This window comes from Brucella pseudintermedia (assembly GCF_008932435.1).
Classification (GTDB): domain Bacteria; phylum Pseudomonadota; class Alphaproteobacteria; order Rhizobiales; family Rhizobiaceae; genus Brucella; species Brucella pseudintermedia.
Window position 1 is genome coordinate 136257 of record NZ_WBWE01000013.1, and the last position, 14192, is coordinate 150448.

Below are 14192 nucleotides of genomic sequence, written 5' to 3' on the forward strand. Positions count from 1 at the left end.
TATGAGCATAGATAATCTTCCTCCGTTGCGTGAAGTGATAGAACGGCATGACCTGATGCCGAAGAAATCGCTCGGCCAGAATTTTCTCTTCGATCTCAATCTGACCTCGAAAATTGCGCGCCAGGCAGGCAATCTGCAAGACCAGCCCGTTATTGAAGTCGGTCCTGGCCCCGGCGGTCTGACCCGCGCGCTTCTGGCGCAGGGCGCTTATGTCACGGCAATCGAGCGCGACGAACGGTGCCTTGAAGCACTTGCCGAAATAGAAGCGCATTATCCGGGTCGCCTGCGCATCATCTCAGGCGACGCTCTGGAACAGGATTTTTCAGCCCTGTTTCCAGACGGGCCCAAGCCGCGCATTGTCGCCAACTTGCCTTATAATGTCGGCACACAGCTTCTGCTCAACTGGCTGCTGGTCGAACCGTGGCCGCCCTTCTATTCGTCCATGACGTTGATGTTCCAGCGCGAGGTTGCCGAACGCATCGTCGCAACGCCCGGTAGCGATCACTATGGGCGTCTGGGTGTGCTAGCGGGATGGAGAACCGTTTCCAAAATCAGCTTCGACGTGCCGCCGCAGGCGTTTACACCCCCGCCCAAAGTCATGTCGTCGGTCGTGCATATCATCCCGCGTGAAGATCCGCTGCCCTGCGATGCAAACGCGCTTGGGCAGATTACGCAAGCCGCTTTCGGGCAGCGTCGCAAAATGCTGCGTCAGAGCCTGAAACCGGTTGGCGGGGCCGAACTCCTTGAAAAGACAGGCATTGACGGAACACGCCGCGCCGAAACGCTCAGCGTCGAGGAATTTGTCGCGCTGGCGAATGCCTATCGACCGTCAAAGTAATCAGTGGTGACGGCTGCTTTTACCCGAAGCTGACTTTGTGGTTTCGGGCACAGCAGGCATGACGGGCAGTTTCATTTCGTTGACGATCTGCCCTACACGGTCGATTTCTTCGCGGAAGCTATTCAGGGAAGGACCTGTCAGTTTTTCGCCTGCATTGAGACGCGCTTTCAGCGGGTCGACATACTGATCGCCGACCTTGAGCTCGTAATAAAGATGCGGGCCGGTCGAGTAGCCGGTCGAACCGACATAGGCGATCACCTCTCCCTGCTTGACCTTTTCGCCGACCCTCAAGCCCTTTCTGGCCGATGAAAGATGCGCATAGGTCGTGCTATAGCCGCCCTGATGGCGGATACGGACATATTTGCCATATCCTTTCTGATACGAGATCAGTTCCACCACGCCATCGCCTGCCGCAACGATGGGCGAGCCGGTCGGCGCGTCATAATCGACGCCATTGTGATGTTTGCGCACATGCAGAACGGGATGAACGCGCCAGCCGAAACCATCGTTGAGACGGCCATTCGGCAAAGGCTTTGGCATGAGGAATTTCGCCATGGACGAGCCGTCCTCGTTAAAGTACCCCGTACCTCCGTCGCCCTTATGCCGATAAAGGCGGCGGCTTTTCCCGTCTATCGTGAACTCGACAAAAACCAGTTCCGGTTCCGTCTCGTCGCTCCCTCGGAACAGCAAGTCGATCAGTTCGGGCTTTCCTGCGCCGTCCAACGAAATGCCGTTCTGGGCGGCCAGTTTCTCGACCTCGCCAACGATTCCCTCCGGCGCGCCTGCCTGCTCCAGCCGGGACGGAATGGAGCCGCTGCTGTCCGGCGCCTTTTGCGGGCGATAGGCCGTCAGCATCGCATCGCGTGACAAACGGGCAAAAAGCCGTTCATCGCCCGTGGCGCGAAAAACGCCGTCGTCAGCTCGTCCATAAATCGCCTTATCGATATCGCCATGCACGAAGCGGGCAAGCGCGATATGCTGCTCTCCATCCGCCAGTTGCCTGGACTTGTCGACCAGCAGCTCGAGATTGTCGCCCGGAACCAGCTCCGTTCGCGCCAGAGCCTCCTCAAGACGCCTGCTATCCCCTGCTGCGATGCCAGCCGCTTGCAGCAACGCCCCCAACCGCTCACGCGACTGCGGCGCAACGATGATCTCGTGAACCCTTGCATCGGTACCCGTGGCCGGTTTGGCGAGGCTGACATTGATCGGCACGCCGCGCTCCAGTGCTTCCTCAGGCCGTTTCGACGGGGATTTCCGAACAGAAATACCGCCGCGCAGCGTATCATCGATCCGGTCCCGGTTCTGGCCTTTCAAGTCGAGAACCACATGCTGGTAGGTGTAGAGACGCGCATCACCGTCCTCGACACCTTCGGCGATATCGATACGTCGCGATACGGAACTGGCGGAATCGCTGCCCCCTGCGGGCGTCAGGCGCGCCTCTTTCGGTGCGGCGTGGCTGTGAACCAGGGTTGCCGGATTGACCATGACGGGTTGTGCGGCGTGACCATGGCGCACCAGCAGCCTCGTTGCAAACAGCAGCCCTCCACCGGCGATGGAGGCGGCGGCCAACAGCGCCAGACAGAACCGCAGATGCGTATGCAGGGAAAAACGGACCTGCCGGAATGGCTTCAGGCTTTGGGAAGAAAGCGGCTCGCCCTTCAAGATCGCGCCGAAGGCTGCAAGCTCACGCTCCGCCGTGGCAGCAGCCTGCGTTTCGCTTGTTGGGGCGCTTGATTGGGCTGACCCAAAGACCATTCTAACAGTTCTCTACCGCTGGATTGTTGGCGGATAAGCGGTAGAGAGAGCGGCTAAAATAAGGCTCGCGGCGGCGATATCCACCGGACGAGAACACATTTAGCGAATTGTGAAGATCAGGCCTTCGCACGCCCCCGGCGATGTTCGATCAGCATCGACCAGGTATAGAGCGCCAACCCCGCCCATATCAGCGCGAAGGCACCGAGCTGCGCGGCCGAAAACGGCTCGTGGAAAATGAAGATGGCGAAGAAGAACAGCATCGTCGGCGTCATATATTGCATGAGACCGATAGTCGTATAACGAAGCAGTTTCGCGCCGCCAGCATAGAGGATCAGCGGGATGGCCGTGAAAGGTCCCGCCAGAAGCAGCATCGTCACATTAAAGGCCGGTCCGGTCGAGAAATGGTCCTGACCATTTGCCGCCAGCCAGAACACATAGCCGAGCGCCGGAATGCACAGTATCAGCACTTCGAGCGTGAAGCCCTGCAACGGCGCCATAGGCAGTGATTTACGGAAGAACCCGTAAAGACCAAATGTGATCGGCAAGGCCAGGGATACCCATGGCAGGCCACCGGCATTGATAGTCAGCAAAAGCACTGCGGCAAACGCAAATCCAACGGCAACATACTGGACCTTCGTCAGACGTTCGCCAAGAAATAGCCCGCCAAGAACGACGTTGAACAGCGGATTGATATAGTAGCCAAGCGCCGCGCCCATCACCTGATCATGCGCAACAGCCCAGACATAGATCGACCAGTTGGCGGTGATAAGTGCGGCGGTCAAAGCCGCCATGGCCAGCATGCGCGGCCGGCGCACGGCATTGAGAATATCCCCGAACTGCCCCAGTGCGAGGAGCAGCAACAGGGCAACCGGAACCGACCATATCACGCGATGTGAGACCACTTCCATCGCCGGGATATGACCGAGCGCCTTGAGATAGAATGGCAAGGCACCCCAGAGCCCATATGCTCCAAGAGCCATCAGAAATCCGCGTGCCCCATCGGAAAGGCGCGTATCGGTGATGGTCTGATCGGACATGCCTCTCTCCTCGGGCGAAAAACGGTCCGCCCAATGCAATTGGCAGGCGGATCAATATGGAACCGCTATGCGCTCAACAATTCATAAAATCCATTCAATTATACTGATCCAAACATCAATCTTCGTGAACGGATGAGTTTACTCGGCAGCGGCCAGCCCGGCCAGCGAGCGGTTTTTCATCAGCTTGTAATTGACCGAATCCATCAGCGCCTGGAAGGATGCATCGATGATATTGTCCGACACGCCGACCGTGCGCCAGCGAGCGCCGGTCGCGTCGCCGGATTCGATCAGGACGCGCGTGATAGCAGCCGTTCCTCCATTGAGGATACGCACCTTGAAATCGACCAGTTCAAGATCCTCGATCTCGGCCTGAAAGCGCCCCAGATCCTTGCGCAATGCAATATCGAGCGCGTTGACGGGGCCGTGTCCTTCAGCCACCGACATGCGAACCTCGCCATCGACCTCCACCTTGACCACGGCTTCCGAAACGGTCTTCAACATGCCGTTGGCATCGAAACGTCGCTCGACAAGGCAACGAAAGGAGTCGACCTTGAAGAATTCGGGCTGTGGCGTCAGCATGTTGCGGGCCAGAAGCTCGAAGCTCGCATCCGCGCCCTCATAGGCATAACCTTCCGCCTCGCGCTCCTTGACCAGCGCAATCAGCGTATCAAGGCGCACATCGTCTTTCGCAACGCGAATGCCCCGGCGCTCCAGCTCGGCAATGAAATTGGATTTTCCGCCCTGATCCGACACCATGACACGGCGGCTGTTGCCGACCGATTCCGGCGGAATATGTTCGTAGGTCTGTGGCTCCTTGAGCAGCGCGGAGGCATGAATTCCGGCCTTGGTCGCGAAAGCGGAGGTGCCGGTATAGGGTGCCTGCTCCGCCGGTGCGCGATTCAGGATGTCATCGAAGGCGCGTGAAATGCGTGTGATGCCTTTCAGCGCAGCAGGCTTGATCCCCAGTTCAAAGCGTTCGGACCAATAGGGTTTCAGCGCAAGGGTCGGGATCAGCGAAACGAGGTTAGCATTGCCGCAGCGCTCGCCGATACCGTTGAGCGTCCCCTGCACATGACGCACGCCGGCATCGATGGCCGCAAGCGAAACGGCAACCGCCTGTTCCGTGTCGTTATGGGCGTGGATGCCAAGGCTTTCGCCCGGAACCACAGCCGTAACGGCAGCGATGATTTCGGCGACTTCGGACGGCTGTGTGCCGCCATTCGTATCGCAGAGAACGACCCAGCGCGCACCTGCGGAATAGGCCGCCTTGGCACAAGCAAGCGCATATTCGGGATTGGCCTTATATCCATCGAAGAAATGCTCGCAATCGACCAGCGCTTCCCGCCCTGCCATGCGTGCAGCAGTGACCGAGGCCGTGATGGACTCGAGGTTTTCCTCATTGGTGCAGCCGAGCGCGAGCCGAACATGATAGTCCCAGCTCTTGGCAACAAAGCAAACCGCATCGGCGGAGGCCTGCAACAGGCTGGAAAGGCCGGGATCGTTGGACGCCGAAACGCCTGCGCGCTTCGTCATGCCGAAAGCGGCAAATTTGGCGCGAGCAGTCTGACGGCGCTTGAAAAACGCCGTATCGGTCGGGTTGGCACCCGGATATCCGCCTTCCACATAATCGACGCCAAGCTCTTCCAGCAGCGCGACGATCGACTTCTTGTCCTCCACGGAAAAATCGATGCCGGGCGTTTGCTGCCCGTCTCTTAGCGTGGTGTCGTAGATATAGATGCGCTCGCGTGCCATTCTTGCCTGCCTGTGGGTGGGTATGCGGTTCGATCAACCTTGCTGTTGCGGCCAGTTTTCGGTGTCGTAATCGGGATGCTGGTAGGAAATCAGCGATCTGACAAGTTCGATGCTCTCTGGATCGCGTTCCGTTGGATAGCCGGGAAGATTTGCGAGCTTCGGCACATAGGGGAGTTGCTTCTCGATCCCCCATTGGATGGTCGGCTCTATCTCCTCCGGTGCATCGAAAGCGCCGATGGCAAGCGCGATACCATCAGGCGCTTCATAGGTAAGCGGCGTGCCGCATTCAGGACAGAAGCCACGCCGCACGTGATTGGACGAGCGGAAGCGCTTCGGCTCGTTGCGTGTCCATTCCAGCTTCGCTTCTCCCACGGACACCAGCGGCGCATAAAAATTGCCGAACGCCTTCTGGCACATGCGGCAATTGCAGATCGATGCGGACCCCAGCGCGCCATCGACGCGAAAGCGCACCGCACCGCACTGGCAGCCGCCAGTATAGATCGGTTTGTTATCAAGCGTCATCTCGTCCTCCCCTTGATCCGGACTTTGGCTAACCTACCACATCCCATGTCGTGATGCGCTCGCCCGTTTCCGGGTCCTTGCCATCCTTGAGTTGCACACCTTCGCCAAGCAGTTCATCGCGAATGCGATCAGCCTCGGCCCAGTTCTTCTCATTGATAAAGCGCAGACGCTCCGCAATCCGGGCTTCGACAGCTTCGCTATCCACCTCTGCCTTGGCAAAGACCGGAATATCTTCAGCCGTTACGAAATGCGGATCGAACAGGCCCAGCAGCGCCATGCCCTCGCCCAATCCGGCAACATCACGCGCCTTGAAAGCCTTGCGCAAAGCCGTGATCGCCGTCCAGCTGTTCAAATCGTCGGACAGAGCCTCCACCACCTCGCCGACTGCGGTCAGCGTTTCCGGCACCGCGAAATTCCTGTCGCGCAGCAGGCCATACCAGCGATGCAGCTCCTCGGCGGATTCCACCAGACGCTGCGCCGTCCAGTTGATCGGCTCGCGATAATGCGTCTGCAACATCGACAGGCGTGCGGCCAGACCGACCCAGCGATCACGTGCATCGACGTCATCCCAGACGCCCAGTTGCGGCAAGCCCTCATTCAGCACATCGCGAATGGTGATGAAATTGCCGAGCGATTTCGCCATCTTCTGCCCTTCGACCTGCAAGAAGCCGTTATGCATCCAGATGCTTGCCATCCGCTCGGTGCCGAATGCGCAGCATGATTGTGCGATTTCGTTCTCATGATGCGGAAAGACGAGATCGATGCCGCCGCCATGAATGTCGAACTGGTTTTTCAGCGGATCATCGCATTTCAGGCCACCGCCGAACGGCTCAAGCAGCTTGGCCATCGACATGGCCGAGCATTCGATATGCCAGCCCGGACGGCCCAACGCCGTGATTCCTGCGGGAGATGGCCAGCCCGGCTCGCCTTCCTTCGACGGCTTCCACAGAACGAAATCCATTTCGTCCCGCTTGTAGGAGGCAACGTCGACGCGGGCGCCTGCCAGCATCTCGTCCAGCGAGCGGCGGGCAAGCGCGCCATAGCGCGGCCCCTTCCGCTCGTTCATGGCAGACGGCGAGAAGAGGACGTGATCCTCGGCCACATAAGCCACGCCGAGCTTCACCAGGCGATCGATCATGGCGCGCATTTCGTCCATATGCTCGGTCGCGCGCGGCTGAACGCTCGGCGCCAGATTGCCAAGCGCCGTCACGTCTACCTGAAACTGCGCATTGGTGCTTTCCGTCACCCGGCGAATGGCTTCGTTGAACGGCAGGTCAGGATAATCGCGCGCGGCGCGGGCGTTGATCTTGTCATCGACGTCCGTAATGTTGCGCGCATAGGTCACGTGATCCGCGCCATAAACATGACGCAGCAGGCGGAACAGCACGTCGAAAACAATCACCGGCCGCGCATTGCCAATATGCGCGAAATCATAAACGGTGGGACCGCAGACATACATGCGCACATTGTCGGCATCGAGGGGAGAAAACTCCTCCTTGGTGCGGGTCAGCGTGTTGTACAGACGCAGTTGCGGCGCATAAGCCATTGTAAATATTCCCCAAAAGACCTGTGAAATCAGTGCGCGACTGACTGCAGCCAACTGGCCGGGGCGTTATCATCCAATTTTTATGAAGGGAGACGAAAACGGCCGGGCCAGCAAGCTGCTAGCCAATAATAATCGCACAGATACAAATGATCGTGGTCAGCGTTTTCATGCCAGCACTTATCCTCAAGAGGGGTGCTTCCGTCAAGAACTTTCGCGACCAGCCTGATAGTTTGGCCAGATCGCCGCAAATGTTGCGGATTTGCAACACATATACATCCTCCACAGCATCAACCGGAAAACCCCAAAACCGGCTCCAAACAGCCTTCATTCGGTCTCAATCGATCACAAAATGGTGAACAGGCATTATCGAAAGGAAGGACCAATGTCTAAGAATGAACTGCAACCCCGCCAAGACCGACTGGTTGATAAATATCGCGAGATCGGGCCTGCCGTGCTTGTTGCAGCATTGCTGAACGCAACGCGGCGCACGACCGACGGTCGTAACGACAATCGCCGTCGCTCCATTCTCTCCGTCAAGAAGACCGGCTGAAAAGTCTGATATCGTTCAGCGCCGAGCCTCAGCGGGCGCGACGAGAAGAGACAGCGGATTCATAGAAACAGCGCCAGTGCGGGACACTGGCGATATGATCAGAACATCGAAAGCTGGCCGCCATCACCGTCATCGGATTCGGGCTTGCTCTTCCGCCTCGACTTTGCATTCTCCGAGGGAACCTGTTCCTCCACACGCTCCTGCAAGTCGGGCGTCGTGTTGGCCACCTTATTGACCTTGTCCGATACGGGAATCGCTTCAAAGAAATCATCCTGAACCGGGCGCATTATATCCGCCACTTCGCGGGGGAGGAAGCGCTTGCAGTCCAGCCAGCGGGCGAAATCTTCCGGCTGCACAACAACCGGCATCCTTTCATGGATGGGGCGCAACAGGTCGTTTGCGGCCGTCGTCAGTATGCCTCCGGTATCGATCTGCGAGCCGTCGGCGCTGCTCCATGTCTCGATCAAGCCACCGAAAGCAACAATGCCGCCCTTTCGCGGGCGCACCCAGTAAGCCTGAGCCTTGTTCTTCCCCTCGCGACGCCATTCGTAAAAGCCCGATGCCGGGATCAGGGCGCGTCGATGATTGAGGGCGGCTCGGAACGAATTCTTCTCCGCAGCGGTTTCCGAGCGGATATTGAACATCAGCGGCCAGTCGCTCGGGTCCTTGACCCATGACGGCACAAATCCCCAACGCACCAGCAATCCGACGCGATCCGGCCTGTTGCTCCCCGGCGGTGGCGTTTCGCCGCCGACAATGGTTAGAATGGGCTGCGTCGGCGCGATATTATATCGTGGAGGAAAATCCTCCGCGATCAATGCCGCCGCGAAGGCTTCCAGTTCTTCCCGGCTTGCAGTCAATGAAAAACGTCCACACATGAGGGGCATGTTCAAGCTTTTTGCCAAGCGGTCAAGGGTGGTTTTCCATTGCCAACGAGTGTCCAGCCAATCATAGCTAGGGTCAGGACCCAGAGCGCATCCCGAAAAGCGTGAAACGGTTTTCGGAGCGAGATGCGCTTGAAAACGAAAAGCTCGAACATGATGAAAACAGTTCCCGTACTTCCAATTCCTGCGAAAGTTCATGGTGTTTCGCTGATCTGCCGGCGCGAGCGGCGCTTTCTGCTGGTGGAGCGCGGGAAAGAACCATGGAAAGGCTGGCTCGCCTTTCCGGGCGGCAGCATTGAACCGGGTGAAACCCCGGAACAGGCCGCGATCCGCGAACTCAAGGAAGAAACAGCGCTCGATGCAAAGGCCCTGTCCCACGTCATCACCGTGGATCTGGCGCTTGAGGGCAAGGCTTATGCCAAGAGCTATTACCTGTCTGTGTTCCGGGCCAACGAAGTTTCAGGTCAGGAAGTGGCAGGAGACGACGCTGCCTCCATCCACTGGCTGACAATTGAAGAAATGACGACCGCAAAAGTGACGGACAGTACGCTTGAGGTCGCCCGGTCCGTGGCGGAGAGTGAAGACGAACGCCCGGATATTAATCCTGTTTAGCGATCTGCCTTGAAGAGGCCCCTATTTATAGCAATAGCTCATTTCCAAGTGAGAGGTTTTCGTTTGAAAAGCATTCCGTTTTTTCGACCGGCTGCCTGCTTCTCGATTGCTTTATGGGTCGGGGCGGCATTTCCGGCTTTCGCTCAGGACGCGCCCTATCAAGGGAAAATGTTGCGGCTCGCCGAAATTCTCGGCTCGCTTCACTATCTGCGCAATCTGTGCGGCGAGGCTGGCAGCGAATGGCGCGATCGGATGGATGCGATCGTAACGGCGGAAAAACCTTCCGAGGCCGAACGGGTGCGGCTCGTTTCAAGCTTCAACCACGGCTATCGCGTGTTCAGCGACAATTATACCCGCTGCACACCGTCGGCGCTTGCGGCGATAGATCGCTACATGAAGGAAGGCGGGGACTTGTCGAACGAGATCATCTCACGCTATGGAAATTAACCAATCATTCACTCTTGTGCGGATTGACAGGATTAGTTCATTCAAATCCGTGATAATCTGTTAACACTGTCTTAAGAAGGCAGTCAGGTTGCCAGGCGGTTGAACTCCCTCAAAACGGTGAGACACCGGCAGTGCGACAGAAAGGCGAAAGCCAGGATGAAATCTATGGAACATGCACCGGTCGATCTGGACGAAATGATTGCGCGCGAGAAGAAACTCGTCGCAATCGAATATCATAATGAGGCCTGGGCTGACGGTATCTCTGAAGGTATCGAACCGGAAATCCTTGCCGAAGCAGCCTTTACGACCGCGCTTACCGAACTGATCCGTGAGGCAGGCGACGACTGCGCGCTGGAGTTGATCGAAAAGATGCGTGAACAGATTGTAGCGGGAACTTTCCTGCCGCAGCGCATTCTTCAATAAGAGCAGAAAAAACGCCGGTCGCGGGACCAGACCGGCGCCGAAGTTCCCTTCCGGCGTCCCCCTTCCAGCGCCAAATGTCATTCTCGATCAGGAACTCCGCCTCGCCCCGAAATCTGCTGGCAGGGATATTCCTTGCCTCAGGCATTGCCTTGCCCGCTGCGGCAGCAAATTCCTTCGATCTCGCGCTGGTGGATCAGTCGGGTTTCCTGCAGCGTCCGGGTGCCCGCGCTGTGGCGGATGAAGGCAATCCATCCCCCATTCCCCTGCCCGGTGCGCTTCCGCGCGCGGTGCCGAGAATATCGCCGGACACGGCGCCTCTCCCGGCCGCCTCCAAGCCCATGCCGGAAATCCACCGCGATTTCGACAAGCTTCCGGAGCCTGTGAAATTGATGCGCGAGCGCATGTTGCAAGCCGCCCGTTCCGGCGACGTCGAGCAATTGCGTCCGCTTCTCGGCGTCGAGGACAAGGCGACACAGCTCTCGCTGGAAGACCATGAGGAAGACGTTATCGATTTTCTCAAATCGCTTTCGGGCGACGAAGCAGGCCGTGAAGTTCTCGCAATCATCGTCGATCTTCTGGACACGGGCTACGTTCATCTGAATCCAGGCAAGGAGGACGAGGTCTATGTCTGGCCCTATTTCTACGCCATGCCTCTCGACAGACTGACGCCGCCGCAGATTGTGGAGCTTTTCGAGATCGTCACCGCTGGCGATTTCGAGGACATGAAGAAGGCGGGCGGCTATATTTTCTATAGTATCGGGATCGGGCCGGACGGCAGCTGGCGCTTTTTTACCGCTGGCGAGTAATCAGACCGCAATGCGAACCCGGCTCGGCGGCTCCTTGTAGATGCGCTGCCAGACCCGACGAAACTGGCGCGCAGAAGCAAAGCCAGCCTTTGTCGCAACATTTTCGATATCCAGTTCGGAATTCAGTAGCATCTCGCGCGCGAGGCTGATCTTGAGCCGGTTGACGTAATCCGTCACCGTCATTCCGGCATATTCGTTGAAAAGCCGCGAAAAATTGCGCGGGCTGGCCCCGCCGATATTTGCCAGTCTTTCCACCGACCATTCGGCTGCGGGATCATGCGCGATGGCATCCTGTGCTCGATGCACGACGGGGTTCAGGTGATTTCGCCCTTCAAGCCAGGGCGATAGCTGCGGATCATTGCCGCTTCGACGCAGATAAACGACCAGATAGCGCGCAACCGCCAGCGCCGTGGCATGATCGGTCAGCCCGGCAACAATGTGCAGCATCAGGTCGATGCCTGCGGTGATGCCTGCGCTTGTCAGCCGCTCGCCATCTTCCACGAAAAGCCTGTTTTCATGCACTCGCGCTGCGGGGGCCAGTCGTTCAAGTTCATCAATTGTCAGATGATGGGTGGTGCAGGAATAGCCGTCCAGCAATCCTGCACGCGCTGCGAGCAGCGCGCCGGAACAGATCGTCACCAGCCGTACGCCCGGACGCACCGCCCGGTGAAGCCACAGAACGATGTCCTTTTCCAGCACAGCATCGGCGGATCGATCAGTCTCCGCACTTCCGAGTGGGACGTCTGCAGCGCCTGACACAATAACGAGCGCGCCATCCGGCAGAGCCTCCGGCAGCGGCTCCACACCCGCAACCGAGAGGCCAATGGAACTGATCGCAGTTGGCGCGGGCCCGATATAGCGAACATCGAACCGCACCTTATTCTGCTCAAGATTTGCCTTGCGCAAAACCTCAAGCGGTCCCGCCACGTCGAGCAGAAGCACACGGGGCGGGATAACGACATAAACCGGAACTATCCGGGCAATGTCCGCTTGACCACTCATGCCGCCTTCCGTTCTCCGGGCGCAGCCAGCGCCTGTTCCACAGTTACGATACGGGCAAAGCGATTGGCCAGAACAAGCTCGGTGCGATCCTTGATATCGGCAGCGCTCCATTCACGGCCAGTTGCGTCCGTCATCGGGAAGGTCAATGTCGCTTCGCTGACGAAATCGACCTGATATCCGAAATCAGATGCCTGCCGCGTAGTCGTCTCGCAACACTGCTCGGTACGAATGCCGGAGACCAGCACGCGGCGGATGCCGTTGGCGACCAGCCAGACGTCAAGCCCGCTTCCGACCAGCGCGCTGTGGCGGCGCTTGCGGAAAACTGCGTCAGGTTCAATCGATAGCGGCGAGATTGCCTTCACCAGACCCGATGCTTCCGAGAACGGTCCTTCATTCTCGACGTGAAAAATCTGCACCACCGGAATACCGGCGCACTTGGCGCCATCAATCAGCGCCTGCTGGCGCTCAATATAGCCGCCAACCTCTTCGTCCCGGTAATAAGGCCGGTGGCGGAATGACTCCTGAGCGTCGATTACCAGCAGAGCAGTATCGTGAGCGGACATTTTTGTTCTCCCTATGAAAAGACTATAGGGAGAAAATACGCCTTGCAACCACGACCGAAAGCCGCCTTACGGACAAAGAGCGGACAGATCGCGCCAACTTCAGCGATGCGGCAATGCTTCGAGGAACTCTACCGGCTCGCCCTTGTTGGCGTTCACGATTTCCGCTTCCCACATCACCTTGATACCGCGCACGAAAGTTCCAATCGGCCATCCGGTGACGGTCTTGCCATGATAGGGCGTCCAGCCAGCTTTCGAACCGGCCTGCTCATGCGTGATCGTTTCGCGGCGCTTCATGTCCACGATGGTGAGGTCTGCATCATAGCCGACCGCGATACGCCCCTTGCGGGCCATGCCAAAAATGCGGTTGGGGCCGTGGCTGGAAAGGTCGACGAAGCGCTCCAGCGTAAGCCTGCCCGCATTGATGTGATCGAGCATGATCGGCACGAGCGTCTGCACGCCCGTCATGCCGGACGGGGAAGCCGGATAGGGCTTCTGCTTTTCTTCCAGCGTGTGCGGGGCATGGTCGGAACCGAGCACGTCGACAATACCCTGATCGATGCCCTTCCACACGCCATCGCGGTGGCGCTTGTCGCGCACCGGCGGGTTCATCTGGATGAGATTGCCGAGCGTCTTGTAGTCATCCGCCGACAGGGTGAGATGATGGGGCGTTGCTTCGCAGGTCGCGACATCCTTGTGATCTTTCAGGAAGTCGATTTCCTCGGCAGTGGAAATATGCAGCACATGAATACGTGCTCCGGTATCGCGCGCGATGCGCACAAGCCGTTCCGTGCACTGAAGTGCTGCAATTTCATCGCGCCAGACCGGATGGCTCGACGGGTCGCCCTCAACCCGCAGGCCCTTGCGCTCCTCCAGCCGGAACTCGTCTTCCGAATGGAAGGCTGCGCGGCGACGCGTGTTCTTGAGGATTGAGCGCACGCCGTCGTCGTCCTCGACCAGCAGATCGCCTGTGGATGATCCCATGAATACCTTGATGCCCGCAGCGCCCGGCAGGCGTTCCAGTTCGGCAACGTCCTTCGCATTGTCGCGCGTGCCGCCAACCCAGAAAGCAAAATCGCAGTGCATACGATGACGTCCACGTCTCACCTTGTCTTCCAGCGTTTCCGCCGAAGTCGTGAGCGGTTTCGTGTTCGGCATCTCAAAGACGGAAGTGACCCCGCCCAACACGGCGGCAAGAGAGCCGGTTTCGAGGTCTTCCTTGTGTTCAAGGCCGGGCTCGCGGAAATGCACCTGGCTGTCGACCACACCGGGCAGAATATGCAGGCCGGTGCAATCGATCACCTCACCCGCCGTGTTGGTGGAAAGAGAGCCTATGGCAGCGATGCGCCCATTGCGAATACCGATGTCGCGCTGGCCTATACCGTCGTGATTGACGATCGTTGCACCCTTCAAAATCGTGTCGAATGTTTCGGCCATGGTTGTCTCCTGCCAGTTTGA

At 58.3% G+C, this 14192-nt stretch carries 15 protein-coding genes; 6 read left to right on the plus strand and 9 right to left on the minus strand.

The genetic code is table 11. The annotated features are described in order from the left end of the window. Position 1: 1 nt before the first annotated feature. Complete coding sequence (rsmA, locus tag F9K78_RS17430) at positions 2 to 838, plus strand: 16S rRNA (adenine(1518)-N(6)/adenine(1519)-N(6))-dimethyltransferase RsmA (protein ID WP_151682491.1); 837 nt, start codon at positions 2 to 4, stop codon at positions 836 to 838. Here rsmA and F9K78_RS17435 read toward each other — a convergent pair whose 3' ends face one another. The 5 genes from F9K78_RS17435 to cysS all read right to left on the minus strand — a co-directional run bounded on the left by F9K78_RS17435 (position 839) and on the right by cysS (position 7450). Next, the gene (locus F9K78_RS17435; RefSeq protein WP_151682492.1) at positions 839 to 2593 is read right to left on the minus strand and encodes a M23 family metallopeptidase; all 1755 of its coding nucleotides are present in this window, start codon (positions 2591 to 2593) and stop codon (positions 839 to 841) included. Positions 2594 to 2709: 116 nt separating this feature from the next. After that, on the minus strand, positions 2710 to 3630 hold the full coding sequence (gene rarD, locus F9K78_RS17440) for an EamA family transporter RarD (RefSeq protein WP_151682493.1): 921 nt from the start codon (positions 3628 to 3630) through the stop codon (positions 2710 to 2712). A gap of 138 nt (positions 3631 to 3768) precedes the next feature. After that, a complete protein-coding gene (cimA, locus tag F9K78_RS17445; protein ID WP_151682494.1) occupies positions 3769 to 5382 on the minus strand; it encodes a citramalate synthase in 1614 nt (537 codons plus the stop codon). Between the two features lie 33 nt (positions 5383 to 5415). After that, positions 5416 to 5904 (minus strand): GFA family protein, encoded by a 489-nt coding sequence (locus F9K78_RS17450; RefSeq protein ID WP_151682495.1) that lies wholly within the window; start codon positions 5902 to 5904, stop codon positions 5416 to 5418. 28 nt (positions 5905 to 5932) lie between these two features. Then, positions 5933 to 7450, minus strand: a complete 1518-nt coding sequence (gene cysS / locus F9K78_RS17455; RefSeq protein WP_151682496.1) for a cysteine--tRNA ligase — start codon at positions 7448 to 7450, stop codon at positions 5933 to 5935. A 382-nt stretch (positions 7451 to 7832) separates the two neighbouring features. On the opposite strand from cysS, the gene F9K78_RS17465 reads away from it, so the two are divergent. After that, on the plus strand, positions 7833 to 8000 hold the full coding sequence (locus F9K78_RS17465) for a hydrolase (RefSeq protein ID WP_151682498.1): 168 nt from the start codon (positions 7833 to 7835) through the stop codon (positions 7998 to 8000). 98 nt (positions 8001 to 8098) lie between these two features. Here F9K78_RS17465 and F9K78_RS17470 read toward each other — a convergent pair whose 3' ends face one another. Continuing rightward, the gene (locus tag F9K78_RS17470) at positions 8099 to 8878 is read right to left on the minus strand and encodes an SOS response-associated peptidase (protein WP_151682527.1); all 780 of its coding nucleotides are present in this window, start codon (positions 8876 to 8878) and stop codon (positions 8099 to 8101) included. Between the two features lie 162 nt (positions 8879 to 9040). On the opposite strand from F9K78_RS17470, the gene F9K78_RS17475 reads away from it, so the two are divergent. The 4 genes from F9K78_RS17475 to F9K78_RS17490 all read left to right on the plus strand — a co-directional run bounded on the left by F9K78_RS17475 (position 9041) and on the right by F9K78_RS17490 (position 11172). Further along, the gene (locus F9K78_RS17475) at positions 9041 to 9496 is read left to right on the plus strand and encodes an NUDIX hydrolase (protein WP_176024247.1); all 456 of its coding nucleotides are present in this window, start codon (positions 9041 to 9043) and stop codon (positions 9494 to 9496) included. A 72-nt stretch (positions 9497 to 9568) separates the two neighbouring features. Beyond that, positions 9569 to 9943, plus strand: a complete 375-nt coding sequence (locus F9K78_RS17480) for a TIGR02301 family protein (RefSeq protein WP_412842098.1) — start codon at positions 9569 to 9571, stop codon at positions 9941 to 9943. Positions 9944 to 10099: 156 nt separating this feature from the next. After that, positions 10100 to 10366, plus strand: a complete 267-nt coding sequence (locus F9K78_RS17485) for a hypothetical protein (protein WP_122000031.1) — start codon at positions 10100 to 10102, stop codon at positions 10364 to 10366. A gap of 74 nt (positions 10367 to 10440) precedes the next feature. Then, a complete protein-coding gene (locus tag F9K78_RS17490; RefSeq protein ID WP_151682501.1) occupies positions 10441 to 11172 on the plus strand; it encodes a hypothetical protein in 732 nt (243 codons plus the stop codon). Here F9K78_RS17490 and F9K78_RS17495 read toward each other — a convergent pair whose 3' ends face one another. From F9K78_RS17495 to F9K78_RS17505, 3 genes are all read right to left on the minus strand, one after another. Next, the gene (locus F9K78_RS17495; protein WP_151682502.1) at positions 11173 to 12174 is read right to left on the minus strand and encodes a GlxA family transcriptional regulator; all 1002 of its coding nucleotides are present in this window, start codon (positions 12172 to 12174) and stop codon (positions 11173 to 11175) included. After that, positions 12171 to 12737, minus strand: coding sequence for an isochorismatase family protein (locus F9K78_RS17500; RefSeq protein ID WP_151682503.1), 567 nt, complete (start codon positions 12735 to 12737; stop codon positions 12171 to 12173). Before F9K78_RS17500 ends, F9K78_RS17495 begins: the two co-directional genes overlap by 4 nt. A gap of 99 nt (positions 12738 to 12836) precedes the next feature. Continuing rightward, a complete protein-coding gene (locus F9K78_RS17505; protein ID WP_151682504.1) occupies positions 12837 to 14171 on the minus strand; it encodes a dihydroorotase in 1335 nt (444 codons plus the stop codon). Positions 14172 to 14192: the final 21 nt, after the last annotated feature.